Source organism: Phycisphaerae bacterium (assembly GCA_012729815.1).
In the GTDB taxonomy this organism is placed as follows: Bacteria; Planctomycetota; Phycisphaerae; order JAAYCJ01; family JAAYCJ01; genus JAAYCJ01.
The window spans coordinates 1-24,911 of record JAAYCJ010000148.1; the positions used below are offsets into that span (position 1 = coordinate 1).

General features: G+C 64.6%; 19 protein-coding genes. 13 read left to right on the plus strand and 6 right to left on the minus strand.

All coding sequences use genetic code 11. From position 1 onward, the window contains the following. The coding region (gene rpoN, locus GXY33_10100; GenBank protein NLX05484.1) for an RNA polymerase factor sigma-54 at positions 1–1,179 on the plus strand (1,179 nt) is incomplete at its 5' end. 167 nt (positions 1,180–1,346) lie between these two features. Here the strand turns inward: rpoN and GXY33_10105 are convergent. Next, on the minus strand, positions 1,347–2,135 hold the full coding sequence (locus tag GXY33_10105; GenBank protein ID NLX05485.1) for a lipoate--protein ligase family protein: 789 nt from the start codon (positions 2,133–2,135) through the stop codon (positions 1,347–1,349). A 256-nt stretch (positions 2,136–2,391) separates the two neighbouring features. Between GXY33_10105 and GXY33_10110 the strand changes: the two genes are divergently transcribed. The 3 genes from GXY33_10110 to GXY33_10120 all read left to right on the plus strand — a co-directional run bounded on the left by GXY33_10110 (position 2,392) and on the right by GXY33_10120 (position 8,311). Further along, positions 2,392–4,959, plus strand: a complete 2,568-nt coding sequence (locus GXY33_10110; protein NLX05486.1) for a glycosyltransferase family 1 protein — start codon at positions 2,392–2,394, stop codon at positions 4,957–4,959. Between the two features lie 83 nt (positions 4,960–5,042). Continuing rightward, the gene (mutS, locus tag GXY33_10115) at positions 5,043–7,697 is read left to right on the plus strand and encodes a DNA mismatch repair protein MutS (GenBank protein ID NLX05487.1); all 2,655 of its coding nucleotides are present in this window, start codon (positions 5,043–5,045) and stop codon (positions 7,695–7,697) included. A 41-nt stretch (positions 7,698–7,738) separates the two neighbouring features. Then, entirely contained in the window at positions 7,739–8,311 is a 573-nt protein-coding gene (locus tag GXY33_10120) for a hypothetical protein (protein ID NLX05488.1), read from the plus strand. Positions 8,312–8,323: 12 nt separating this feature from the next. Here GXY33_10120 and GXY33_10125 read toward each other — a convergent pair whose 3' ends face one another. From GXY33_10125 to GXY33_10135, 3 genes are read right to left on the minus strand one after another with little or no spacing between them, the layout of a single operon-like run. Further along, the gene (locus GXY33_10125) at positions 8,324–10,180 is read right to left on the minus strand and encodes a SpoIIE family protein phosphatase (GenBank protein NLX05489.1); all 1,857 of its coding nucleotides are present in this window, start codon (positions 10,178–10,180) and stop codon (positions 8,324–8,326) included. Continuing rightward, entirely contained in the window at positions 10,177–11,184 is a 1,008-nt protein-coding gene (gene tsaD, locus GXY33_10130) for a tRNA (adenosine(37)-N6)-threonylcarbamoyltransferase complex transferase subunit TsaD (protein ID NLX05490.1), read from the minus strand. The genes GXY33_10125 and tsaD overlap by 4 nt, the downstream gene beginning before the upstream one ends. A gap of 17 nt (positions 11,185–11,201) precedes the next feature. Beyond that, positions 11,202–12,542, minus strand: coding sequence for a S41 family peptidase (locus tag GXY33_10135; GenBank protein NLX05491.1), 1,341 nt, complete (start codon positions 12,540–12,542; stop codon positions 11,202–11,204). 420 nt (positions 12,543–12,962) lie between these two features. On the opposite strand from GXY33_10135, the gene GXY33_10140 reads away from it, so the two are divergent. The 9 genes from GXY33_10140 (at position 12,963) to folP (ending at position 23,422) form a co-directional block, all read left to right on the plus strand. Next, positions 12,963–13,547, plus strand: a complete 585-nt coding sequence (locus GXY33_10140; protein ID NLX05492.1) for a hypothetical protein — start codon at positions 12,963–12,965, stop codon at positions 13,545–13,547. Between the two features lie 200 nt (positions 13,548–13,747). Beyond that, a complete protein-coding gene (locus GXY33_10145) occupies positions 13,748–14,161 on the plus strand; it encodes a hypothetical protein (GenBank protein NLX05493.1) in 414 nt (137 codons plus the stop codon). A 153-nt stretch (positions 14,162–14,314) separates the two neighbouring features. Continuing rightward, positions 14,315–16,075, plus strand: a complete 1,761-nt coding sequence (locus tag GXY33_10150) for a penicillin-binding protein 2 (protein ID NLX05494.1) — start codon at positions 14,315–14,317, stop codon at positions 16,073–16,075. Positions 16,076–16,091: 16 nt separating this feature from the next. Then, positions 16,092–17,618, plus strand: coding sequence for a UDP-N-acetylmuramoyl-L-alanyl-D-glutamate--2,6-diaminopimelate ligase (locus GXY33_10155; protein ID NLX05495.1), 1,527 nt, complete (start codon positions 16,092–16,094; stop codon positions 17,616–17,618). A gap of 3 nt (positions 17,619–17,621) precedes the next feature. Continuing rightward, on the plus strand, positions 17,622–19,010 hold the full coding sequence (locus tag GXY33_10160) for a UDP-N-acetylmuramoyl-tripeptide--D-alanyl-D-alanine ligase (protein NLX05496.1): 1,389 nt from the start codon (positions 17,622–17,624) through the stop codon (positions 19,008–19,010). Positions 19,011–19,024: 14 nt separating this feature from the next. Then, the gene (gene mraY, locus GXY33_10165) at positions 19,025–20,146 is read left to right on the plus strand and encodes a phospho-N-acetylmuramoyl-pentapeptide-transferase (protein ID NLX05497.1); all 1,122 of its coding nucleotides are present in this window, start codon (positions 19,025–19,027) and stop codon (positions 20,144–20,146) included. 43 nt (positions 20,147–20,189) lie between these two features. Continuing rightward, complete coding sequence (locus GXY33_10170) at positions 20,190–21,353, plus strand: cell division protein FtsW (GenBank protein ID NLX05498.1); 1,164 nt, start codon at positions 20,190–20,192, stop codon at positions 21,351–21,353. Between the two features lie 93 nt (positions 21,354–21,446). After that, the gene (locus GXY33_10175) at positions 21,447–22,583 is read left to right on the plus strand and encodes a UDP-N-acetylglucosamine--N-acetylmuramyl-(pentapeptide) pyrophosphoryl-undecaprenol N-acetylglucosamine transferase (GenBank protein NLX05499.1); all 1,137 of its coding nucleotides are present in this window, start codon (positions 21,447–21,449) and stop codon (positions 22,581–22,583) included. Next, the gene (folP, locus tag GXY33_10180) at positions 22,550–23,422 is read left to right on the plus strand and encodes a dihydropteroate synthase (protein NLX05500.1); all 873 of its coding nucleotides are present in this window, start codon (positions 22,550–22,552) and stop codon (positions 23,420–23,422) included. The genes GXY33_10175 and folP overlap by 34 nt, the downstream gene beginning before the upstream one ends. Positions 23,423–23,428: 6 nt before the next feature. Here the strand turns inward: folP and pdxA are convergent, their stop codons facing one another. Both pdxA and GXY33_10190 read right to left on the minus strand, forming a co-directional pair. Further along, on the minus strand, positions 23,429–24,478 hold the full coding sequence (pdxA, locus tag GXY33_10185; GenBank protein ID NLX05501.1) for a 4-hydroxythreonine-4-phosphate dehydrogenase PdxA: 1,050 nt from the start codon (positions 24,476–24,478) through the stop codon (positions 23,429–23,431). Positions 24,479–24,620: 142 nt separating this feature from the next. Beyond that, a partial coding sequence (locus GXY33_10190; GenBank protein ID NLX05502.1) for a helix-turn-helix transcriptional regulator occupies positions 24,621–24,911 on the minus strand: 291 nt, incomplete at its 5' end.

Below are 24,911 nucleotides of genomic sequence, written 5' to 3' on the forward strand. Positions count from 1 at the left end.
TTCGACCCGTCGGAGTATTCGGATTACGGCCCGCGGCGGACGCACTTTGACGACGAGGACCCCAAGCTTCAGGCTCTGAGCAATACAGCGGCCCGCGAGGTGTCGCTGAACGATCACCTGACCACGCAGTGGGATCTGGTCGAGGCGGACGATCTGACGCACCGCTGCGGCCAGATGATTATCGACCATCTGGAGCCGGATGGGTACTTCCGGACGGCGTTCGCGGACCTGAATCACGAGGTCGGGCAGGAGGTGGACGGCGCGGTGTGGGAACGGGCGTTGCGGTTGGTTCAGACGCTCGATCCACCGGGTATCGCGGCGAGGACCGTGCAGGAGTGTCTGCTGCTCCAGCTTGAGGCGATGGGCGAGGACCACGAGCTGGAACGCGCGATCATCGCGGAGCATTTCGAGGAGCTTCAGAAGCAGCAGTATTCGAAGATTGTCCAGAAGACGAATCGGTCGCTTTCCGAGGTGAAAGAAGCGGTGGAGGTGATCCGGACACGGCTGCTGCTGCATCCGGGTCTGACCATCGGCAGTGTGGAGATGCCTTACATCACGCCGGACGTGATCGTCAACTACAGCGAGACGGGGCCGGGGTATGACGTGTTCGTGCCAGACGAGAGCCTGCCTCGGCTGTACATTTCGGGCCATTACCGGCGGATGCTCCAGGACCCGGGCGTGGATCGGACGACGAAACAGTTCGTCCGGAACAACATCCAGTCGGCGAACTGGCTGATCGAGGCGATTCAGCAGCGGCGGGAGACTCTGCGAAAGGTGACGACGGAGATTGTCAACGCGCAGCAGGAGTTTCTGGAGAACGGGCCGCAGTATCTGCGGCCGCTGCCGATGGCGCAGGTGGCGGATGCGGTGGGGATTCACGTGGCGACGGTGTCGCGGGCGGTGGCGGGCAAGTACGTGCAGGCGCCGCGCGGGATATTTCCGCTTCGGATGTTCTTTTCGGGCGGGACGGAGACGGCGGAGGGTGAGAGCCTGAGTTGGGACGCGGTGAAGGCGAAGATTCAGGAGATCGTCGACCACGAGGACAAGACCAGCCCCCTTTCCGATGAACATATTGCCGACCGCCTGAAGGAAGACGGCATCGACGTGGCCCGGCGGACGGTGACCAAGTATCGGAAGCTGATGAAGATTCCGTCGTCGGTCCGGCGGCGGGAATCTTGAGCACCGGTCTTCCTCCTTTCTGCCTTGATGCTCCACGCGTTCTTTTGCCTGTGTGATTCGCGTTATCGAGGCGCGGGTTGGTGAGGGAATGGCGGGTGAACCTGCGGCTCTGCCGCGGAACCTCCCGCCCTACCGGCGGTCGGTCCGCCAGTCAGTGCGGGCGCGGGTTATTCGATGATCGGGCGGTGGGTGGAGCGGCGGCCCTGGTGGATCCAGTCGGGGTGGGCGTGGACTTCGCGGCGGTATTTCTGAGCGAGGCGCTGTTCCTGGTCGTCGAGGGTGCGTGGCTGCCATTGGAGGCTGAGGGTTTGGGCCAGCCGGTCGGCGAGGCGGCTTTCAAACTGGTCCCAGTCGAGGGAGCGGCCGGCGAGGTCGCAGAGGCCGACGGCCGGCTGTTGAGGGAAGCGGTTTTCCATGAAGATCGAGCCGTGCTGGAGCATGGCTCGGTTGAGGCGTCGTTGGGCGCTGCCGACGACTTTGCCGCGGTCGCATCGGAGGTCGGTGGGATAGTCCCTGGCGAAGCAGAAGACGGGTCCGTGGGCCTGGCTTTGCCCGGCGGCTGAGCCCTGGCCGAAGTCGAGGTTCACGCCGTAGTCGCGGACGACCTCGATGACGGCCTGGTGGAATCGGCAGTAGGCCTGGGCGGCGCCGGCCTGGTATAGGTGGTGCTCGGCTGGGACGATCAGGCAGTAGGTGATTTCCTGGTCGTGGATGATCGCCCCCCCACCGGTGACGCGGCGGACCACGGGCATGTCCGCCAGCTCGGCGAACTGGCGGAGCGCCTGCTGGTAGTCCTGAAAATAGCCCAGGGAGAGGGTGGCGGGCGACCATCGGTAGAAGCGGAAGCGGGACCGCCCGTCGGCTGCGCATCGGGCGAGGAGGGCCTGATCGACAGCCATCTGGGTCGGGCCGTCGGCCACCATCCGTTCGTAGAAGATCGCCGTCGATTGCTCCATCAGTACTGCTCCGCGGGGTCAGATAACCGCGCCGCGTCAAGTTTTAGTGTGAATACGACACTGGGGCCAATATACGCCGGTATTTTTGAGACTATATCCGCGTTGGCTTTCAGCCAGATCGCAATCCAGCCGATCTACAAGCTGCAGGCAAATAGTATGCCGTGTTTGTGCCGAGGGATCAACTTGTTTGGCATCGTCCGATAAAGTCGGATACAATCATACGGAAATAAGGAAGATAGCAGAGAGGGAGCAGATAATGTGGACCATTCGTACGTTCTCGGTCGCCCCATTGATTCCGAACCGTCTGAAGCGGCTTCAGGAGTTGGCGTACAACCTCTGGTGGGCGTGGAACACGGACGCGATCGAGCTGTTTCGCCGGCTTGATTCGGAGTTGTGGGATCGGACGGGGCACAATCCGGTGGCCCTGCTGGGCGAGGTGGACCAGGAGAAGCTCAAGCAGGCCAGCGAGGATGAAGGGTTTCTGGCCCATCTGGACCGGGTGATATCGGATTTTGACGTGTACATGAACGAGCCGCGGTGGTACCAGAAGCACGGCGGCGTCGAGGGCTCGGCGGGCAACCCGGAGACTCAGATCGCGTACTTCAGCGCGGAGTTCGGGTTGACCGAGTGTCTGCCGGTTTACAGCGGCGGCTTGGGCATTTTGGCGGGGGATCACCTGAAGTCGGCGAGCGACCTTGGGTTGCCGCTGATGGGGGTGGGGATTCTGTACAGCCAGGGTTATTTCCGGCAGTATCTGAACCCGGACGGCTGGCAGCAGGAGGCGTATCCGAACTACGACTACGCCAATTCTCCGGCGGCGATCTACAACAATCCGGACGGAACGCCGTTCACGATTGAGTTGGAATTTCCGGACCGCAAAGTGACGGTGCAGGTCTGGCAGGTGAACGTGGGCCGGGTTCGGCTGTACCTGATGGACACGAATCTGGCGGCGAATCCGCCGGCGGACCGTGAGATCACGTCGCGGCTTTACGGCGGCGATCTGGAGATGCGGGTTCGGCAGGAGGTTCTGCTGGGGATCGGGGGCGTGCAGGTGCTGGACAAGCTGGGGTTGAAGCCGTCGGTGTACCACATGAACGAGGGGCACTCGGCGTTTCTGGCCCTGGAGCGGATCAACCAGCTCATGGAGCATCGGGGGTTGTCGTTTGACGAGGCCCGCGAGGCGACGATGCCGGGCAACGTGTTCACGACTCACACGCCGGTTCCGGCGGGCAACGACATGTTCCCGGCGGCCCTGATGGACAAATACTTCGTGCACTACTACCCGCGGCTTGGGTTGTCGCGCAAGCAGTTTCTGTCGTTGGGGCGGCAGCATCCGAAGGATGACAACGAGCCGTTCTCGATGACGGTGCTGGCGTTGCGGTTGGCGGCGCATCGCAACGGGGTGAGCCGTCTTCATGGCGAGGTGTCGCGTCAGATGTGGCAGCGGGTGTGGCCGGAGGTTCCGGTCAACGAGGTTCCGGTCAAGCACGTGACCAACGGCGTACACACAGCCAGTTGGACGAGCAAGGACATGGTCGAGCTGCTGGACCGGTATCTGGGCCCGAAGTGGCGCGACCACACGGACGACGTGTCGATCTGGGAGCGGATCAATCGGATTCCGGACTCGGAATTGTGGCGGACGCACGAGCGTCGCCGCGAGCGGCTGGTGGGGTTCGCCCGGCGTCAGCTTCGCCAGCAGCTTCTGAAGCGCGGGGCGACGAAGCTGGAGATTCAGCAGTCGGAAGAGGTGATGGACCCGGAGGCGTTGACGATCGGGTTCGCGCGGCGTTTCGCGACGTACAAGCGTGGGACGCTGCTGATGCGGGATCTCGACCGGTTGGCCCGGCTGTTGACGAATCCGGAGCGTCCGGTGCAGATCATTTTCGCGGGCAAGGCCCACCCGCGCGACACCGAGGGCAAGGAGTTGATCCGCCAGATCATCCACCTGGCGCGGCACGAGGAATTCCGCCGGAAGATCGTGTTCCTCGAAGACTACGACATGAACGTGGCGCGGTACATGGTTCAGGGGGTGGACGTGTGGCTGAACACGCCGCGTCGTCCGATGGAGGCTTCGGGCACGAGCGGGATGAAAGTTCCGTGCAACGGCGGGATCAACATGAGCGTTCTGGACGGCTGGTGGGTTGAGGGGTACCGGATCGACAACGGCTGGGCGGTCGGTTACGGCGAGGTCTACGAGGACTGGGAGTACCAGGACCGGGTCGAGTCGCAGTCGGTCTACGACGCGTTGGAGAAAGAGGTGGTGCCGCTGTTCTACGACCGGGGGCCGGACGGCCTGCCGCGCAAGTGGATCGAGCGGATGAAGAATTCGATGATGAGCGTGTGTCCGGCGTTCACGACACACCGGATGGTCCGCGAGTACGCGGAGAAGTTCTATTTGAACGCCGGGCGGTCGGTGTCGGCGATGACGGAGAACGACTACGCGAAGGCGATCGGCCTGTCGAAGTGGAAGCAGGAGCTGTACAAGTCCTGGCCGCAGATTCGGATCGAGAGCGTGGAGCAGTCGGAGCTGGACAGCCTGACGGTCGGAGGCGACCTGGAGGTTCGTGCGAGCGTGCGGCTGGGTTCGCTGAGGCCCGAGGACGTGGAGGTGCAGCTTTACACCGGGCAGCTCGACGGGCAGCGTCAGCTCGTACACGCCCAGGCGGTTCCGATGCGGTGCGAGCACTCGAACACGCAGACGCACCTGTACGCCGGGACGATACCGTGCCGGCGCAGCGGCATGCACGGGTTCGGCGTCCGGATTTTGCCCAAGCACCCGGACCTGGTTCACCCGTACGACCCGGGTCTGATCCTCTGGGCGTAACGGCGGCCCGGATCACTGACATACACGGCAAACGCAGGTTCCCTATCCACAGAGGGCCTGCGTTTTGCTATAATCGTCGCACCATGAGCAGCAGCGAACAGGCCAAACCGTCGGCAGGCGCGACCACCCCGGCCATGAAGCAGTACGCCGAGCAGAAGGCGCAGGTGGGCGACGCGATCCTGTTTTTCCGGATGGGGGATTTCTACGAGACGTTTTACGACGACGCCAAGACGGTGGCCAAGGCGCTGGGGCTGGCGCTGACGAGCCGCAACAAGGACGACAATCCGATCCCCCTGGCGGGAGTCCCCTACCACGCGGTGGACAACTACCTGGCGAGGCTGGTGCGGGCGGGATACAAGGTGGCGATTTCGGAGCAGATCGAGGATCCGAAGCTGGCCAAAGGGGTGGTCAAGCGGAAGGTGGTTCGGATCGTCACGCCGGGCACGCTGACGGAGCAGAATCTGCTCAACGAGCGCGAGGGGAATTACCTGGCGTGCTGCGCGTTGGGCGGGTCGGACGGGTCAGCGGCGGGCCTGGCGTGGATCGAGCTGTCGACGGGCGAGTTTCGGACGCTGCGACTGAGCCAGCCGGAGATCATCGACGAACTGGTGCGGATCCGGCCGGCGGAAGTGTTGCTGCCGGAATTGGAGATGGGCAACGCAGCGTCGGCATCGGCATCGTATCGGAAGCTGGTGCGGCAGATTCAGGAGACGTTGGATTGCGCGGTGACGCATCGGCCGGGATGGTGGTTCGATGCCTCGCAGGCGGCTGAGACGCTGCGCAAGCATTTCGCGGTGGCCGGGTTGGAAGGGTTCGGGTTTGAGCGCCAGGCCGATCAGGACGTGGCGGCGGCGGGCGCGATCGTTCAGTATCTGGATGAGACACAGAAGACGGCGTTGGGCCATATCCGCAACCTGACGCCGGTGCGGAGGACGCACTACCTGCAGCTCGATCAGACCACGATCCGTTCGCTGGAACTGGAGCGGACGATTCGCAGCGGCACGCGGGACGGGACGCTGCTGGACGTGATGGACCAGACGGGCACGGCGATGGGTTCGCGGCTGCTGCGGCAGTGGCTGTTGTTTCCGCTGAAGGAACTCGATCCGATCGTGATGCGGCAGGACGCGGTGGATCTGCTGCTTCAGCGGCCGGATTTGGTCCGTCAGTTGCGGTCATCGTTCAAGGAGTTCGCCGATCTGGAACGGATCGTGGCGCGGATCGGGACGGGCCGTGCCTCGCCGCGGGACCTGGCGGCGTTGGGCGAGACGCTGGGCAACCTTCCGAAGATCGTGGAGGTGCTTGAGCCGCTTCGGATCGTCGGTTCGCTGCTGGAACAGACCGTCGAGCGGTTCGAGGGTTTTGAGGAACTGGCCACACGGCTGGGCAAGGCGCTGGCGGATCAGCCGCCAGCGAACCTGCGGGACGGCGGCGTGATCGCCGACGGTTTCAACGAGGAGTTGGACCGTCTGCGGTCGATCAGCCGGGACGGGCAGAGCTGGCTGGCCCAGTTCCAGACCCGCGAGATCGAGCGGACGGGCATTCCGAGTCTGAAGGTCGGCTACAACCAGGTGTTCGGGTATTACATCGAGATCACGCACGCCCAGGCCCGCAAGGCGCCGGACGACTACGTGCGGCGGCAGACGCTCAAGAACGCGGAGCGGTACATCACGGACGAGCTCAAGCGGTACGAGGAGGAGCAGCTCACGGCCCAGCAGCGGTCGCTGGACCTGGAGACGCGGCTGTTCGAGGAGCTGCGGCGCGGCGTGGCGGAGCACATCGATCGCGTGCAGCGTTGCGCAGCGGCGGTGGCGCAACTTGACGTGCTGGTCTGTTTCGCGTACGTCGCGTCGATGCGCGGGTACTGCCGGCCGGAGATCATCACCGAGCCGATCCTCAAGATCGTCCAGGGTCGGCATCCGGTGCTGGACGTGACGCTGGCGGAGAAGTTCGTGGCCAACGATACGGACCTGTGCTCGGACCGGCACGCGATGATGATCATCACGGGGCCGAACATGGCGGGCAAGAGCACGTACATCCGGCAGGTGGCCCTGCTGACGCTGCTGGCGCAGACCGGTTCGTTCGTACCGGCCAAGCTGGCGACGGTGGGATTGTGCGATCGGATTTTCACGCGGGTCGGGGCGTCGGACGAGCTGACGCGCGGGCAGTCGACGTTCATGGTGGAGATGACCGAGGCGGCGAACATCGTGAACAACGCGACGCGGCACTCGCTGGTGATTCTGGACGAGATCGGCCGCGGGACGAGCACGTACGACGGGCTGTCGCTGGCGTGGGCGATCGCCGAGCACCTGGCCGGCAGCGCGAAGCCGCGGACGCTGTTCGCGACGCACTATCACGAGTTGACGGAGCTGGAGCAGCTCATCGATGGGGTGCGGAACTACAACATCCTGGTCCGGGAGTGGCACGACGAGATCATCTTTTTGCACCGGATCGCCCGGGGCGGGACGGACAAGAGCTACGGCATCCACGTGGCGCGGCTGGCCGGGCTGCCGAAGGAGGTGATCGGCCGGGCGCGGGTGATTCTGGGCGAGTTGGAGCGGGCGTTTTCGCGGGAGCTGAAGACCTCGGACCTGGCGGAGCGCAAGCCGGAGCAGGAGCTTTTCGACCTGCCGCACGACTCGGTGGCGGCGGAGCTGCGCGAGATGGAGATCGAGAAGATCACGCCGCTTGAGGCCCTGCAGATTCTCCAGGACCTCAAGAACCGGGTTTCGGGCGCGTAACGACAAGCGGGTGGACAGCCGCCATTTTGAAAGGAGCCCCCATGTTTCAGGAGTTCTTTCTCGAAGGTTTCGGCTGGATGCTGGCGAGTTTCGTGTTGCTGCTGGTGATCGCTCTGGCAACGTATTACTTCCAGCAGTCGCCGTGGTCCAAGAAGTTCCTGGCCTACGCTCCGCCGATCATGCTGGTGCTGCTGGCGGTCAACTACTTTGTGGTGACCGATCGCGAGGACATTCGCAACAAGGTCAAGATCGGCGTGCAGGCGTGTCGCGACGGAAACGCCGACGCGCTGCGGCCGATCATCGCTTCGAGTTTCAGTACGGAGGGGCTCGACCGTGACGCCTTGATCGCCATCGCCCGCGAGGTCTTCCAGCACGTGAAGCTCCAGAGCGTCTGGGTAACCGACGTGCAGATCGACGTGCCGGAGGCCAGACTCGCCGCGCTGAGCGAACTGGCAACAACGGGCGGGCCGCAGGGCGCGGTCAAGTCCGACTGGCAACTGATCTTCACGGAAGAAGCCGACGGCTGGAAGATCAGTTCGGTCAAGCCGATCAGCATCAACAACGTGCCGTACGAGAAGCTGCTCGAGGTGGTCGGCGAGGCCAAGCACTTCTAATTTCAGCGGCCGCTATGCCTGGCCGCCACGGTAGCGGACCACGACCAGCGTGGTGTCGTCACTTTGCGGGGCCAGGCCGACGAACCGGCGGACGTCCCAGAGGATGTTTTCGGCCATGGCTTGGACTCTGAGCTTGGCGAACTTACGAATGGACCGGCGGAAGCGGTCGAGGCCGAACTGCTCGTGGTCGAAGTTCATCGCCTCGATGATGCCATCGGTGTAGAGGACCAGGGCGTCGCCCTCGCGGAGGCGGATCTGCCGCGATTCGAATTTGGCGTTCTCGAAGATGCCGACCACCGGTCCGGTGACCTGGAGCGGCTCGATGCGTCCGCGGCGGACCAGAAACGGCGGGTTGTGGCCGGCGTCGAGGTATTCGAGCACGCCGGTCTGGGGGTCGATCACGCCGAAGAAGACGGTGGCGAATTCGCCGGTGAGAGTGTCGCGGACGAAGACGCGGTTGGTCTCCTCGATGATCTCCCGCGCGGTCCTTCCGCTGGAGCAGTGGACTCGCAGGGCCGATCGGAGCGAAGCCATCTGGAGGGAGGCGGGCATGCCCTTGCCGGCGATGTCGGCGATGGCGACGGCGGTCCGGCCGTCGGCCATGCGGATGAAGTCGTAGAAATCGCCGCCGATCTCGTAGGTCGGTTCGTAGATCATGCCGATGGCCAGGTTGGGCACGCGCGGGGCCGACTGGGGCAGCATGCGCCGCTGGACCTCGCCGGCGAGTTTCATCTGGCGGTCCATCATCTCGGCGCGATGGGCCTCCATGTGGAGTTCGGCGTTGATGACGGCGGAGGCGGCCTGCGAGGCGATGGCCTTGAGGGCCTCGATTTCGAAGCGGTCGAACCTGTGTCGTGTGGCGGTGTAGACGTGGATGACTCCGACGGCCTGTCCGCGATAGATCATGCCGACGGCCAGGCCGCTGGCCAGACCTTCGCGGCGGGCCTCGCGTTTGTAGATCACGCGCGGGTCGCGGGCCATGCTGATGATCTGGACCGGTTCGCCCTTGAGGGCGGCCTGGTCAATCTGAGAGAGTTCGAGGCGGACCGGGCCCTTGTGCAGGTACTCCTTGGAGAGGTTGGCCACGGCGCGGATCTGCAGTTCGCGGGTGTCGTTGTTGTAGGTGCGGATCGAGCAGGCGCGGACGTTCATGAGGGCCACGACCTGGGCGGCGGTGATCTGGAGGATTTCGTTGAGGTCGGCCCGCCCGGCGAACATCGAGGCCACGGCGTGGACCATGCCGAGTTCGCGGACGCGGCGTTTGAGTTCGTACTCGCGGTGGGAAGACTGGGCCAGGGCGGTGGCCAGCGAGTGGAGGAATCGGATGGCGGCCTCCAACTGCCGGCCGTCCATTTTGACGGTGTGGTCGAGCAGGCGGTCGAGTTCCGCGCGTCCGACGCCGGCGAGTTTGGCCATCCGCGCTTTGGACGGGTCGGTTTCGCAGGAGTTGGGATTGCCGCAGACCACGATGGTGGCCAGGCGGTGGCCGTCGACCACGATCGGGGCGGCGTACTGGTCGACGCCAACGAAGCATTGGCTGCGATGATCGGAGTCGTTGGAGGCGACCTGACGGGCCTTGTCGACGGCGCTCACGAGGCAGCGGCGATGCTTGCCGCGTTCCCGCTCGAACATCAGCCGACAGATGCGGTTGCCGAACGAGGGTCTGGTGAGGATCTTGCCGTCGCGGCGGCAAAGCATGACGGACATGCCGGTCATGGCGGCGAAGCCGTCCTGAAGCCGCTGGAGCACGTCCAGATCGATCAGGTTTTCGAGGCGCACCTGCTCGGTTTGGGATTCCGCGGCCTTGTTGGCGGCCGGCGGGGTTGGCGGTTTGCCGGAGTTGGGCTTGCTCCTGGATGGCGATTTCATGTGGAGATCACCTGTTCGTCAAGGGGGGCGAAGTCGCCGCGGCGGTACTTGTGCCAGGCCAGTCCGGCGACCATGGCGGCGTTGTCAGTGCACATGGAACGGTCGGCGAGGACCAGGCGAAGGCCTTCGTTTTGGCACCGTTCGGCCATCCGTCGGCGCAGGTAGCTGTTGGCGGCCACGCCGCCGCCGACCAGCAGCGTTTCGGCTCGTCTGCGCCGGCAGGCGAGGACCGATTTGTCGATCAGGACGTCGACCACGGCGGCCTGGAACGAGGCGGCGACGTCGGCTTTCTGGCAGTCCGAAAGATGCGAGGCGTCGGGGCGTTCGAGGCGTTTGCCTCGGACGTGATAGAGCACAGCGGTCTTGAGGCCGCTGAACGAGAAATCGAGCGACTCGCGGTCCAGGTATATCCGCGGGAAATCGATGGCGGCTGGATCGCCCTGTCGGGCCAGCTTGTCGATGGCCGGGCCGCCGGGATAGGGCAGGCCGAGGATGGTGGCGACCTTGTCGAAGGCTTCGCCGGCGGCGTCGTCCTGGGTGCGGCCGAGGAGTTCGAGCTGCAGCGGCGTTTGGAGGTGAAACAGGCTGGTGTGGCCGCCCGAGACAATCAGGGCGACGGCGGGCATCTCGGGCTGTTCGGCGCTGAGAATCGCGCCGTAGGCGTGGGCGTGCAGGTGGTTGACGGCGATCAGCGGCTTGCCGACCGACCAGGCATAGGTTTTGGCGGCGGTGAATCCGATCAGCAGACAGCCGACGAGGCCCGGGCTGTTGACGCCGGCGACGGCGGCGATCTCGGGCAAGGCGACCGCGGCCCGCTCGAGGGCTTCGCCGACGATCAGGTTGACCCGTTCGAGGTGGGCCCGCGAGGCGATCTCGGGCACGACGCCGCGAAACTTGGCGTGCAGGTCGTCCTGCGAGGCGACGACGGAACTGAGCACATCGCGGCCGTCGGCGACGAGGGACGCGGCGGTTTCGTCGCAACTGGATTCGATGCCGAGGATGATGTCGCGCTGGGACACGTTCAGGACGCTTTCTCCGCCGGAGCGGTGGTGGCGGCTGGAGTCGTTGCCGGAGCGAGCTGAGCCCGCAGCAGTTCCAGAGCCCGCTGGAGCTGCCGGTCGATCAGTACGGGGACGGGCGGGCGCTCGGCGGTCTCCTCGCCGTTGGGTTCGCCGGTGTAAAGGACATCCGCCTGCGCCCGCGCTTGCTGCAGTTCGATCAGTTCGGGTCCGGTCAGGCGGATTTCGATCGCCGGGTCCACACCCCACTCATCGGAATTGGCCCGGCGGTGGATGTTGCGTCCGCTGGGCAGATAGTAGTAGGCGGTGGTCAGCTTCAGAGCGCCCTGGCCGCCGTCGAGGGGAAAGACGCTCTGGACGCTGCCCTTGCCGAAGGTCCGCACGCCGATGAGGGTCGCACGGTGATGGTCCTTGAGGGCCCCGGCGACGATCTCGGCGGCGCTAGCGCTGTACTGGTTGACGAGCACGACCATGGGGACGGGCGGGAAGGTGTTTTCCGAACTGGCGTTAAGGACCATGGGTTTGGCCCACTTGCCCTTGGTCGAGACGATGGGCCCCTCGTCGATGAAGTAGTTGGCGATGTCCACGGCCGACTGGAGCAGCCCGCCGGGATTGAATCGCAGATCGATGATGAGGGCCTTGATCGGTTCGGACCGAAGCTTGACCAGGACATCGGCGAGTTCGTGCGGCGTCTCCTCGGTGAAGCTGGTCACGCGGACGTAGCCGATTCCCTGGTCCGGGTCGATTCGGTAGTCCCAGCCGCCGTCCGGCGACCGGACGTAGCCCTTGACGCTGTGGATTCGCACCTCGGCCCGCTGGAGAGTGAGCCGTTCGGTGGTCTCGGTCAGTTCGTGTTCCACCTCGATCACAACGGTGGTGCCCGGCTGGCCGCGGAGCCTGGCCGCCGCGTCGAAGAGGGACATGGTCTTGGTGGGCTCGCCGTCAATGCCCATGATCCGGTCACCGGGCAGGATGCCCGCCTTGTAGGCCGGCGAATTCTCGACCGGACTGATGACCTTGAGGATTCCGTTTTCGACGGTCAGGAAGATGCCGATGCCGGGCACCATGCCGGAGGTCTGCTGGTTGAAGGTCTCCAGTTCGTCGGGCGGAATGTAGCGGCTGAAGGGATCCAGCCCCTGGACCATGCCCTGAACCGCCCCTTCGAGCAGTTGCTCGTCCTGGACGTCCTCGACATAGTTCTTGTGGATCTGAGCCCGGATGTCGGCCAGGGGAGCGAAGACGTTGTAGAAGGAGCGGTGGCGCATGACGGTATCCGGTGCGTGCCAGAGCAGAAGCACGAACAGGAAGACGGCGAGAATCCACACCAGATTGCGATGGCTCATACATACCTCATCGAAACTCTCCGCTAGCCGCCCGGCTCCGGCCCGGCGAGAAACGTCTGAAAACAGCATTCTAATTCTATCATCCAGCCGGTCAAAGCAAAACCTGCCGGCCTCGAATCCGATTGGCCGCCTAACGGCTGCGCCCCAGCGAGCGCGGCGAGCGGGGCGTCTTGATTTTTCCCGGGCGGCGGTTATACTTAAAAACTGTAACGCGGGGGATTTAAGTCGTCATGGTTCGATGTACTGGGGGGTCGCGGACCATGCCAGCCAAACGTCCGATTGAGCCGATTTCGTTTGAGGTGCGGCGGCCTTATTCCGTCGGATGCCGGTGCCGCGCGCCGCCCGGGCGGTTCTTCCTTTGCACGGATGCAGGCCCTGAATTTCACCAAAGGATGGGATCTACACGAAAGGGGTTGACCCATGAAGATAAGGACAATCGTCATTCTGTCAACAGCCGTGAGCCTGCTTGCGGCGGTGAGTCCGGCCGCCGCAGACATCGTTCCGATGACCTACGTCGACCCGATTGACTTCGTTCCGGACCAGAAGCTGGTCGAACGGGACGGCGTGAGCATACCGTTCGACTATGAGCACGACAACCCGGCGGTCGCGCCCGAAGGGCCGTACTCGCTGACGGAGTTCGAGATGCTGGCCGATCAGGGGCTGATTTCGGACGTCACCCTCTGCATCAGAATTCAATGCATCAACCGGCCGGGCGAACTGGTCCGGGTGATGGTCGACCCGGTGACCGACATGGGGTTCACCAACATTGGAACAATGACCACCAACGGCCTGCACTGCTTCGACCTGCAGGACGCGTTCGGGCCCGCCGGCGGATTGGGGGAGGACCTGCCGGTCCGTCTTACCGTCGAAGGACCCGGTCCCGACAATGAATGCTGGGTTGAGGAATCGCAGCTTTCGGTCAGCATCGTTCCCGCCCCCACGGCGGTCATGCTCGGGGCAATCGGGTTCGCCGCGGTCGCCCGACTTCGCAGGCGACTGGCCTGATCGCGAATTGTGATCGTGAGTTTTGATGGCAGGTCCGCGACACCTTCGACCAGAGTCGGAGGTGTCGTTTTTGCGCCCGCCGTTGCCGCCGTGCAACCGCTTGTTCGCGGCGCCGCAAATAGTTGCTGGACAAGACCATCTCGCCTGCTAGAATGGGTAATTTGTATTCCAGCGAACGCGACTAAGGAGGAAATGAACGCATGTATGGTGTCCACCCGCTTCGACTGACCGCCTGTGTGGCCGTGTGTCTGGCCGCTTCGATTCTGATCTCCGGCTGCGGCTCCGGCAAGTCCAAGCGCCGCTACGACACCCGTGACGGCGTGGTGGAGGCCGTCGATCCGGCGACCCGGCGCGTGACCATGACCACGTTCGTGCCCAAGCTCGGGCGCACGATCAAGATCACGGGCCAACTCGCCGAGGATGCGGAGATTTACATCGACGGCAAGCTTGCCGATCTGAGCCAGATCGAACTGAATGACCGTGTCAGGGTTTACGGATACAAGGAAGGCGACGAGATCATGGCCACCAAGGTGGAGATCCTGCGGACGGAGGGCGGCTCGGAGGCCGCCACCGTGCAGAAACCGGCGGCCGAGACTCAACCCGGCACGCCGTAGCCCGGCCCGACGGATCGGATCCGGCCTCGGACCCGTCCGTCGGCAGACCGCCAGGGAACCGACCTCTGCGGCAGTCACCAATCCTGCGGTCCGGATTAATGGTTTCGCCCTTCCCGCGTCGATGAATCATGGTGGTGCGGTCGGATTCTGCCTATGTCGTCCAATAAGTACATCCGCGATATTTGGGTCCAGGTCATGCTGGTCGCCATTCTGGCGGCCTTTGGGGCTCTGATCGGCCGCATCGTCCAGATCAACCTCTCGCAGGGTCCGACCCTGACCGCGAAGGCCAACCGGCAGCACACGGCGTGGCGGCCGATCCTGGCTCAGCGGGGGGCGATGTACGACCGGCGCGGGCGGCTTCTGGCGGGCACCTGTCTGACGCCGAGCCTCTTTGCCGACCCGTCGATGATCCGGAACAGCGTGGAGGCGGCCAGCCTGGCGGGCAACCTCGTTCAGAAGGACCCGATCACGCTGTACCAGCAGCTTGTCGCCGATCCGAATTCGCAGTTCCTGTGGTTGGCCCGCGATCTGCCGCAGAGCGTGGCGGACGTCTTCTACAGCATTCCCGCGAAAGAGCGGCGCGGCTTGGACATCCGGCGGGAGCCCAAGCGGATCTACCCGGCCGGCAAGCTCGCCGGGCACATTTTGGGCGCGGTCTCGATCGACGATCGGGGCCTGGAAGGCTTGGAGCTCAAGTACAACGCCGTGCTGGCCGGGCACGGCGGGTCTGAACGGTTCATCCGGGATGCCGCGGGCCGGCGGATCTGGCTGCTGTCAGACCAGTACCAGGCCGCCCGAAACGGGCAGAACCTGATCCTTACGATCGACGCGGTGATCCAGGAGTTGACGGAGAAGGCCCTGGAGGCCACGTGTACCAAGTACAAGCCGGAATCAGGGGTTGCGATTGTCATGGACCCGACCAGCGGCGAGGTGCTGGCCTGGGCCTGCTGGCCGTTCGTAAACCCCAATGACTTCGGCAGCTATCCGATCGACGCGAGACGCAACCGGGCCATCATCGACCCCTTCGAACCGGGCAGCATCTTCAAGCCGTTTGTCGCGGTGGCGGCGCTGAAGCACAAGGTGACGCGGCCGGGCGAGAGGATCTTCTGCCACAACGGGGCGTACACGATCGGCGGGCGTGTTTTGCACGACCATCACGGATATGGGGACCTGACGTTCGAGGAGATCGTGATCTTCTCCAGCAACATCGGCATGGGTATTCTGGGCCAGCGGATGGGCAACGATGCGCTGTACGAGGCGGTGACGGCGTTCGGCTTCGGCAAACCGACCGGAGTCGACCTGCCGGGCGAAAACGGCGGGATCGTCCGGCCGCGGCATACGTGGAACGACTACAGCACCACCAGCATCCCGATGGGCCAGGAGGTCGCCGGGACCGCCCTGCAGTTGCTGACCGCATTCGCCGGACTGGCCAACGCGGGCATGGTGCCCCGCCCGCGGCTGGTGCGGGCGGTGATCGACGACTCGGGTCAGGTGATCCATGACAACAGCCAGCCGCAGTTCATCGGCCGGGCGGCCGAGCCGCAGCACGCCCGCAAAATGATCGAGATTCTGGCCCGGGTGATCGCTGAAGGGACGGGTAAACGGGGCAATGTTCCCGGCTATCAGGTCTTTGGAAAAACCGGGACCGCCCAAGTCGCCCGAAGCGACGGCCGCGGGTACAAACCTCGAGCGTACGTGGCCAGTTTCCTGGGCGGAGCTCCCGCTCCGGCCCCAAAGCTGGTGTGCCTGGTCTCGATCCGCGAGCCGGACCCCCGAGTCGGCCATTTCGGCGGCACGGTGGCCGCCCCAGCGGTCAAGGAAATCCTCGAAAAGACAGTCAAGTACCTTAACATCCCGCCCGTGGAGACCGGTGAGCCCGCGGAGGCGATTCCGATCCGGGCGGCGACGGAATAGAATCTCAGGCAGACCCATGCAAGAGACGGATGCGAACAGAGCGGTCAAACCCGTGCCGGTTGCCTCATCAGCGGAGCTTCTGGCTCGCGCCTTGTCGGCTGAGGACGGCGGTGGCGTGCCCGATTTCCCGGTCCGCGGGATCGCCTGCGATTCGCGCGAGGTGGGGCCGGGCTATGTTTTCGTAGCGGTCTGCGGAACCAAGACCGACGGAGCCGCGTACGCCCGCCAGGCAGTGGCGGCTGGGGCGCAACTGGTTATCAGCCATCGGGTTATCGAGGATCTGGGCTGTCCGCAGATCGTATTGGACGATCCGCGGGCGGCGGTGGCGAAACTGGCGGCGGCGTATTACGGGCTGGACCGCATCCTGGGCCGGGAGGTCAAGCTGGTCGGCGTGACCGGCACTAACGGCAAGACGACGGTCACGTACATTTTTCAGCACATCTGCCGGGCCGCGGGCTTGCCTTGCGCGCGGATGGGAACGATTGAGTACGACCTGCTGACTGAGACGGTGACGGCCAGCCACACCACGCCGGGACCGGTGGAGGTCTGCCGGCTGGTCCGGCAGGCAGTGGATAACGGGGCAAAACTCGCGGTCATGGAGGTGTCCAGCCATGCCCTGGCTCAGGCCCGCGTGGCGGGTCTGAGCTTCGCCACGGGGGTTTTTACCAACATCAGCGGCGATCACCTGGATTACCACAAGACTATGGAGGCCTATCTGACGGCCAAGGGGAGGCTATTCGAGGGGCTGGGAGCGAACGGGGCGGCGGTGGTCAATCGGGACGATCCGAACGGGGCCAGGCTCCTCGGGTTGACGAGGGCCCGTCCGATCGGCTATGGGATCGAAACGAAAGGTACGGAGCTTTGGGCGGAGATCCGCGAAATGTCCAGTCAGCGCACGGCGTTTGATGTACATTTCGGACAAATGGTTCAGACAGCGGCAATGCCGTTTATCGGCAGGCACAACGTTTATAACGCTCTGGCCGCGCTGGGCGCGGCGATTTCAGTCGGTATCGAGCCCGGAGAGGCGATTTTGGCTCTGGAAAGCCTTCCGCCGGTACCGGGTCGGCTAGAGCGGGTGGCGCATCGCGGCGGGTTTGACGTTTTTGTGGACTACGCTCACACGGATGACGGGTTGGAGAACGTGATGCGGGCCCTTCGTCCGATCACCCGGGGGCGATTGATCGTGGTGTTCGGCTGCGGCGGCGACCGCGACCGGACCAAGCGGCCGCGGATGGCGGCGGTGGCCGAGCGGCTGGGCGATCTGGTGGTGGTGACGTCGGACAATCCGCGGACCGAGGATCCGGCGGCGATTATCGATGATATCCTTAAAGGCTTTTCCACCAGTGGCTTAGCCAAGACGCAGGTGGAGTCGGATCGGACGTTGGCGATCCGGGCGGCGTTGACCGCGGCCCAGCCGGGTGACGTGGTGCTGATCGCGGGCAAGGGCCACGAGGACTACCAGATCGTCGGAACGGTCAAGCACCCGTTCGACGACCGGGTCAAGGCGGCTGCGGTGCTGGGGGAACTGGGGCATGGCGGGTAGATCATGAAACGGTTGTTCCTCAACGAGATACGCGAGTGCATCGGCGGGCATGGGATCGGCGAACCGGACGGTTCGGCGGCGGCGGCGGGCGTGTCGATCGACAGCCGCAACGTGGCTGAGGGAGATATCTTCTTCGCCATTCGCGGGGAGCGGTTCGATGGACATCAGTTTGTGGCGGCTGCATTCGAATGCGGGGCGGCGGGCGCGGTGGTGGAGCGGTTGCCGGACGACGTACCGGCGGATCGGCGGAACCGGGTGCTGCGGGTGGATGACACGGTGCGGGCGTTGGGTCGGCTGGCGGCGTGTTATCGCAAGGGCCTCAGCGGTACGGTGATCGCGGTGACCGGATCGAACGGCAAGACGACGACGCGGGACATGATCCACCACGTTTTGAGCAAGCACTTGGCGGGCAAGCGGTCGATCAAGAGTTACAATAATCATATCGGAGTTCCGCTGACATTGCTGGATGCGGAGCCGGGTGAGGATTTCCTGGTGGTCGAGGCGGGCAGCAATCATCCCGGCGAGATCGACTATCTTGGGGGCATCATTCGGCCGGACATTGCGGTGATCACGCAGGTGGCTGAGACGCACCTGGAGGGGTTTGGCACGATTGAGCACGTGGCGGCGGAGAAGGCGAGTCTGGCCAAGCACGTGACGGCGGGCGGTGCGGTGGTGGTCAACGGGGACCGGGAGATGCTGCTGCGGCTGATTGAGCCGCCGAGCCGGGCGGTGGTGGTGAAGTTCGGGCAGTCGGAGCACAACGACCTTCGGCTGACGGGAGTGAAGGCGGGGTTTGACGAGGCGCGGTTCTCGGTGAACGATCGCTTTGCGTTTCGGCTTCCGGCGCCGGGCCGGCACAACGCGTTTAACGCGGTGGCGGCGATCGCGGTGGCGCGTCGGATGGGGCTGGAGATGGACCAGATCGCCACGGCGCTGGAGGATTTCCGGCTGCCGTCGATGCGGCTTGAGGTGCTGAGGCTGCCGGACCTGACGGTGGTGAACGACGCGTATAACGCCAACCCGACTTCAATGGCTTCGGCCCTTGAGACGCTGGGGTCGCTGGACGGCAGCGGGCGGGTGGTATTTTTCTGCGGCGACATGCGGGAGCTGGGACCGGGATCGGAGCGGTTTCACCGCGAGTTGGGCCAGCGGATCGCCGCCGGTCGAGTGAACGTGCTGGTGACGGTGGGGAGCGAGACGCGGGCGACCGCGGATGAGGCGATGCGATCGGGTCTGAGATCGGATCAGGTGAGTCATTTTGCCAACAGTTCGGAGGCGGCGGAGGCGGCGGATCGGATCGTCCGCGAGGGCGATACGGTGCTGCTGAAGGGTTCGCGATCGATCGGGCTGGAGGCGGTGGCGGAACGGTTGAAACGGCTGAGGCAGGGATAAGCGGAGTAAGGGTCGTGCTGTATTATCTGCTGGATTGGTATTTCGATCGTCCGCTGGCGTACCAGAACGTGCTGTTCCGGTCGACGCTGGCGCTGCTGACGGCGTTTGCGGTGTCGGTACTGGTGGGACCGTACGTGATCCGGACGCTGCGCCGGCTGAAGATCGGCGACCGGCCGGAGTTCTACAACGAGGACGTGAACCGGCTGATGCAGATGAAGGGCGACACGCCGACGATGGGCGGGGTGATTATCCTGGCGGGGATTTTCGTTGGCACGCTGCTGTGGGTGGAGCTGGGCAACTTCTACGTGGGAATGGGGTTATTCTGTCTGGGATGGCTGGGCATTCTGGGCGCAGCGGACGACTATCTGAAGCTGACCAGCGCGCGTCGCGGCGGCGGTCGCGACGGGTTGAAGTTCTGGGAGAAGATGGTGTTCCAGGTGGGGTTGGCGGTGATTCTGGCGATCTACGTGTTCCGGCACGGCGTGGACAACTGGCCAGCGGAGCTGGGAGCGGGGCCGTACAGCCAGATGATTTTGCCGTTCTACAAGTACGGTCTGTCGCTGCCGATCGGGGTGTTCGCGGCGATCGCGGTGGTGGTGATTACCGGGACGAGCAACGCGGTGAACCTGACGGACGGGATGGACGGGTTGGCGGCTGGGTGCATGGGCATCGTGGGGTTCGTGTTCATGCTGTTGACGTTCGCGACAGGCACGGGCGAATGGTCGGAGTATCTGCTGCTGCCGCTGATTATCAATGCGGACGAGCTGTCGGTGATCTGCGGAGCGTTGGTGGGGTCGTGTCTGGGGTTTTTATGGTTCAACGCGCATCCCGCGCAGGTGTTCATGGGCGATACGGGTTCGCTGGCGATGGGCGGGTTCATCGGGTACGTGGCGGTGGTCACGCGGCAGGAGCTGATGCTGCTGATCGTGGGCGGGATATTCGTGATCGAGGCGATGAGCGTGATCCTGCAGGTTGGATATTACAAGTCGACGGGGGGCAAGCGTCTGTTCCGGATGGCGCCGATTCATCATCACTTCCACCTGAAAGGCTGGCCGGAGACGAAGGTGGTGATCCGGTTCTGGCTGCTGGCGGCGATGTTGGCGGCGTTCTCGATCCTGACGGTGAAGTTGCGATAGCGATCGGCGGGCGGTAGACTCGGAGGCAAGGAGCGGACAATCGATGGCGAATGGAATTGCCGTGGAACAGATCGAGTCGGGGCAGTCGGGCAGCGCCGGGGCGTACGGCGTGTGGCTGAAGATGGCGGCGCTGGGGCTGATGTGTCTTGGGGTGGTGATGATCTACTCGGCGGGCAGTCGGGTGGACCGCGAGCCGCAGTGGTTCATGCGGTTGTCGGACCCGGCGAGCAAACAGCTCATGTTCGCCATGGTGGCGTTCGTGGTTCTGCTGTTCATGGCGGACATGGACTACGGGCGGTTCCGATACGGCGGGAGCGTGGTGCGGTGGCCGGGGACATACCTGCTGCTGGCGGCGGTTCTGCTGCTGGGGTTGGTGTACGTTCCGGTGGTCGGGCAGGAGGTCAACGGGGCGCGGCGGTGGATTCGGCTTGGGCCGGTGACGTTTCAGCCGTCGGAGTTCGCCAAGTACGTTCTGGTGGTGTTTCTGGCGGGGGTGCTGGCGCATGCGCGCTATCCGCGGCGGAAGTTCCTGATCGGGCTGTTGCCGTTGTGCGCGGCGATCGGTCTGCTGTGCGGATTGGTGGTGGTCGAGGATCTGGGGACGGCGGCGTTGATGGCGTTGGTGGCGGCGATGCTGCTGGTGGCGGGCGGGGCGAGGCTTTGGCAGATGCTGATTCTGGCGTTGCCGGGGGTGGCGGGGTTTGTGTACATGGTCATCAAGACGCCCTACCGCGTGGAGCGGATCACGTCGTTCATGGACATCTGGAAGGATCCGCAGGGCTCGGGATATCACGCGATCCAGTCGCTGGTGGCGATCGGAAACGGATCGTGGTGGGGTGTGGGGCTTGGCAAGGGGATTCAGAAATACGGGTTTTTGCCGGAAGATACGACAGATTTCATTTTCTCGATCATCTGCGAGGAAGTGGGATTGGCCGGCGCACTGCTGGTGATGGGTTTAATTGCGGCGATCGTGTGGTCGGGCCTGGCGGTCTACCGGCGATGCGGTGACGATTTCGGCAAGTTGCTGACGTTCGGCGTGGTGGCGACGATCGGGCTACAGGCGGCGATCAACATCGCGGTGGCGACGGTGTCGGTGCCGACGAAGGGGATCGCGCTGCCGTTCGTGTCGGCGGGCGGCAGCGGGCTGATCGTGGCGGCGGCGGCGTTGGGATTGGTATGCTCGGTGGCGCAGAAACCGAAAACTTAGCACGCGGAGGGGACAGGAGAAAAGAGAGAAAGATATGCTTCGACGCTGTGGGCGCCAGATCGGGACTGCTGGTGGAATACTCGGGAGCGGGGAATGACGCGAGTGTTGTTGGCCGGCGGCGGGACCGGCGGGCATTTGTATCCGGGATTGGCGGTGGCGGCGGCGATGCGCCGGATGGCGCCGGAGGTGCAGGTGTACTTCGCCGCGACGACGCGGCCGATCGACCACCAGGTGCTCGCCGATCATGAGTGGCTGAACGTGGTGACGCAGTCGGTGGCGCCGTTTTCGTCGCAGCCGATGGGCGCGGCGCGGTTCGTCAAGCATCTGGTGCGGAGCTATCGTCACATCGGACGGCTGATCCGGGAGCAGAGGATCGAGGCGGTGTTGGGATTGGGCGGGTTCGGTTCGTCGGCGGCGATGGCGGCGGCGCGTCGCCTTGGCGTGCGCCGGGCGATTTTGAATCCGGATGCGGTGCCGGGCAAGGCGAACCAGCTTTTTGGGCGATGGTCGGACGAGGTATTCGCCCAGTGGGAGGTGACGCGCGGGTATTTTCGTCGGCCGGTGCGGGTGGTCGGCTGCCCGATCCGTCCGGAGATCAAGGCGCTGGCGGCGCGCGGGCGGCGGTCGCTGTATGAGGACGGGCTGCGGGCGTTCGGGCTGGAAAAGGGGTTGTTGACGGTGGTGGTCTGGGGCGGATCGACCGGAGCGAGGAGCATCAACCGGTCGGTGGCGAAGGTGCTGACCGAAGCCGGAGGGCTGCCGGAGAACGTGCAGATCGTCCACATGACGGGGCAGGCGGACTATCCGGAGATGCGGGAGTTCTATCGCGGTAACGTGCGTCAGCGGCACAGCGTGGTGGTGTACATCGAGCGGCCGGAGTTGGCGCTGGCGGTGGCGGACGTGGTGGTCGGGCGCTCGGGAGCGGTGGCGCTGGCGGAGATCGCGGCGCTGGGCGTACCGTCGATCCTGATGCCGTATCCGTATCACAAGGATCAGCATCAACGGGCCAACGCGCTGGTGCTGGCGGAGGCCGGCGGTGCGATTCTGATCGACGATAACGGGCAGGCGGGCCAAGCGACGGCGGAGGCGCTGGGGGCGGCGATGCGGTCGGTGCTGACCGATGACCGGCGGCGCGAGGCGATGTCGGAGGCGATGACGGGCATAGCGAAGCTCGATGCGGATGAGGAGGTGGCGCGATGGATGTTGGGCGGGAACGATTCGGCGGGGTAGTCGAGTGGCCGGGCGGGCGGCTTGATATGACCGGCCGGACGCTGGTGATGGCGGTGTTGAACGTGACGCCGGATTCGTTCAGCGACGGCGGGCGGTTCGCCGATTCGGAGCGGGCGGTGCGGCACGGACTGGAACTGGCTGAGGGCGGCGCGGACGTTCTGGACGTGGGCGGGCAATCGACGCGGCCGGGGTCCGAGCCGGCGGGCGCCGAGGCGGAGGCTGAGCGGGTAGTCCCGGTGATCCGCGAGCTGGCCAAGTGGGTGTCGGTACCGATCAGCATCGATACGACCGAGTCGGCGGTGGCGGAGGCGGCGTTGGAGGCTGGGGCGTCGATCATCAACGACATCAGCGCGCTGCGGTTCGATCCGCAGATGGCGTCATTGGCGGCGGATCGCGAGGTCCCGGTGGTGCTGATGCACATGCAGGGGACGCCGGCGACGATGCAGATCGCGCCGCACTACGAGGACGTGCGGGGCGAGGTCAAGGCGTTTCTGCTGGAGCGGATGCAGTACGCTGCGAGTCAAGGCGTCGATCCGCAGCGGATCATCCTGGACGTCGGCATCGGGTTCGGCAAGCGGCTGGAGCACAATCTGGACCTGCTGGCCCACATCGACGATTTCTTCGAGTTGGGCCGGCCGGTGCTGGTGGGTCATTCGCGCAAGGGGTTTCTGGGGCATCTGCTGGAGATCGAGGTCACGGAGCGCGACGCGGCGAGCCTGGCGGTTTCGGCGTACCTGGCGGGCAAAGGGGTGCATATCGTGCGGGTGCATCAGTCGAAAGAGACGCGGCAGGCGGTGGGCTTGATTCAGCGGTTGAAAGCGACCGCGGGCGGCGTGTAGGGGCGGTCATCGCCAGTTCAGGCGGCGCTGGGCGGGGGATTTTTGCTTCTGATTGGCGGCGACCTGGCAGGCGAGCTTGAGGGCGTGTTTCATGGAGCCGGGATTGGCCTTGTTCTTGCCGACGATGTCGAAGGCGGTGCCGTGATCGACACTGGTGCGGATGAACGGCAGTCCGAGGGTGACGTTGACCGAGGAGTCGAAGGCCAGGAGCTTGATCGGGATCAGGCCCTGGTCGTGGTACATGGCGACGACGCCGTCGTAGCGGCCTTCGAGGGCCTTGACGAAGAGGGTGTCGGCGGGAAAGGGTCCTTCGGCTTCGATGCCGGCGTCGCGGGCCATGACGATAGCGGGCCGAATGATGCGTTCCTCTTCGTCGCCGAAGCGGCCGTCGTCGCTGGCGTGCGGATTGAGGCCGCAGACGCCGATTCGCGGTTTGGGGATGCCGAACCACTCGGTGAGGGCCTGGTGCATCAGGTCGATCGGCTGAAAGACGCGGCCGATGGTGAAGCAGTTGCGGACGTCCATCAGGGGCATATGGATGGTGGCCAGGGAGACGCGGAGTTTTTCGGCCACGAACATCATGGTCACTCGCTTGGCGCGGAACTGATCGGCGAAGAATTCGGTGTGGCCGGGGTATTTGACGCCGGCTTCGCGCCATGAGATTTTGCTGATCGGTCCGGTGACGACGGCGTCGACGAGGTTGCGGCGATAGGCTTCGCAGGCGTCGAGAAGGAACTGGTAGGATATCTGACCGCCCTGCTTGGTCGGGCCGTGTTCGTCGGCGCCGAGGATGTTGTATTCGTCGTAATCGGCGACCACGACGGGATGCTCGTAGTGCTGCAGGTGGTCGTGCTGATCGCGCCACCAGAAGGCATCGACCTCGGCCAGATCGCCCGCGTAGGTGATGGCCTCGTTGAGACCGAAGACGACGAACCGGCCGAGCGCGCGGATTTCGGGATCGGCGAGGGCCTTGACGATGACCTCGGCTCCAATGCCGGCCGGGTCGCCCATCGTGACCGCGATCACGGGCAGGTTGTTGCCGTTTGACGTATTCATCACCCCAATTGTAGCATCCGGGAGGGGATAATCAAAGGAAGTTGGATGCCCTCGGCGGCGGTCTTACAAGTGGGGATGATAGGCAATTACGCATTGCGATAGACGTGACGGCGGAACGGGAATTGCATGAAGGCGTTCTTCATTATTGGCTTTTCATCTGGCGCGGGGAGACGCCGAAATGGCGTTTGAAGGCGACGGAGAAGGCGAACTCATCGCCGTATCCGCATCGCCAGGCGACGGTGCGGATCTTGAGGCGTTCGCGGCGGAGGAGGCGTCCGGCGTGCTCCATTCGCAGGAAGGTCAGGTGGCGCATGGCGGAGCGGCCGAAGTGGGCCCGGCAGAGTCGGTTGAGATGGGTGGGCGAGTAGCCGGCGCGTTCGGCCAGTTGCCCGAGCGTCCACGGCTGCGCAAGATCGGCGGAGGCGGCGGCGAA

Coding starts and splice junctions, on each gene's coding strand:
- GXY33_10105 (NLX05485.1), bottom strand. CDS start 2,135: ATGGAGCAATCGACGGCGATCTTCTACGAACGGATGGTGGCCGACGGC.
- GXY33_10110 (NLX05486.1), top strand. CDS start 2,392: ATGTGGACCATTCGTACGTTCTCGGTCGCCCCATTGATTCCGAACCGT.
- mutS (NLX05487.1), top strand. CDS start 5,043: ATGAGCAGCAGCGAACAGGCCAAACCGTCGGCAGGCGCGACCACCCCG.
- GXY33_10120 (NLX05488.1), top strand. CDS start 7,739: ATGTTTCAGGAGTTCTTTCTCGAAGGTTTCGGCTGGATGCTGGCGAGT.
- GXY33_10125 (NLX05489.1), bottom strand. CDS start 10,180: ATGAAATCGCCATCCAGGAGCAAGCCCAACTCCGGCAAACCGCCAACC.
- GXY33_10135 (NLX05491.1), bottom strand. CDS start 12,542: ATGAGCCATCGCAATCTGGTGTGGATTCTCGCCGTCTTCCTGTTCGTG.
- GXY33_10140 (NLX05492.1), top strand. CDS start 12,963: ATGAAGATAAGGACAATCGTCATTCTGTCAACAGCCGTGAGCCTGCTT.
- GXY33_10145 (NLX05493.1), top strand. CDS start 13,748: ATGTATGGTGTCCACCCGCTTCGACTGACCGCCTGTGTGGCCGTGTGT.
- GXY33_10150 (NLX05494.1), top strand. CDS start 14,315: ATGTCGTCCAATAAGTACATCCGCGATATTTGGGTCCAGGTCATGCTG.
- GXY33_10155 (NLX05495.1), top strand. CDS start 16,092: ATGCAAGAGACGGATGCGAACAGAGCGGTCAAACCCGTGCCGGTTGCC.
- GXY33_10160 (NLX05496.1), top strand. CDS start 17,622: ATGAAACGGTTGTTCCTCAACGAGATACGCGAGTGCATCGGCGGGCAT.
- GXY33_10170 (NLX05498.1), top strand. CDS start 20,190: ATGGCGAATGGAATTGCCGTGGAACAGATCGAGTCGGGGCAGTCGGGC.
- GXY33_10175 (NLX05499.1), top strand. CDS start 21,447: ATGACGCGAGTGTTGTTGGCCGGCGGCGGGACCGGCGGGCATTTGTAT.
- folP (NLX05500.1), top strand. CDS start 22,550: ATGGATGTTGGGCGGGAACGATTCGGCGGGGTAGTCGAGTGGCCGGGC.
- pdxA (NLX05501.1), bottom strand. CDS start 24,478: ATGAATACGTCAAACGGCAACAACCTGCCCGTGATCGCGGTCACGATG.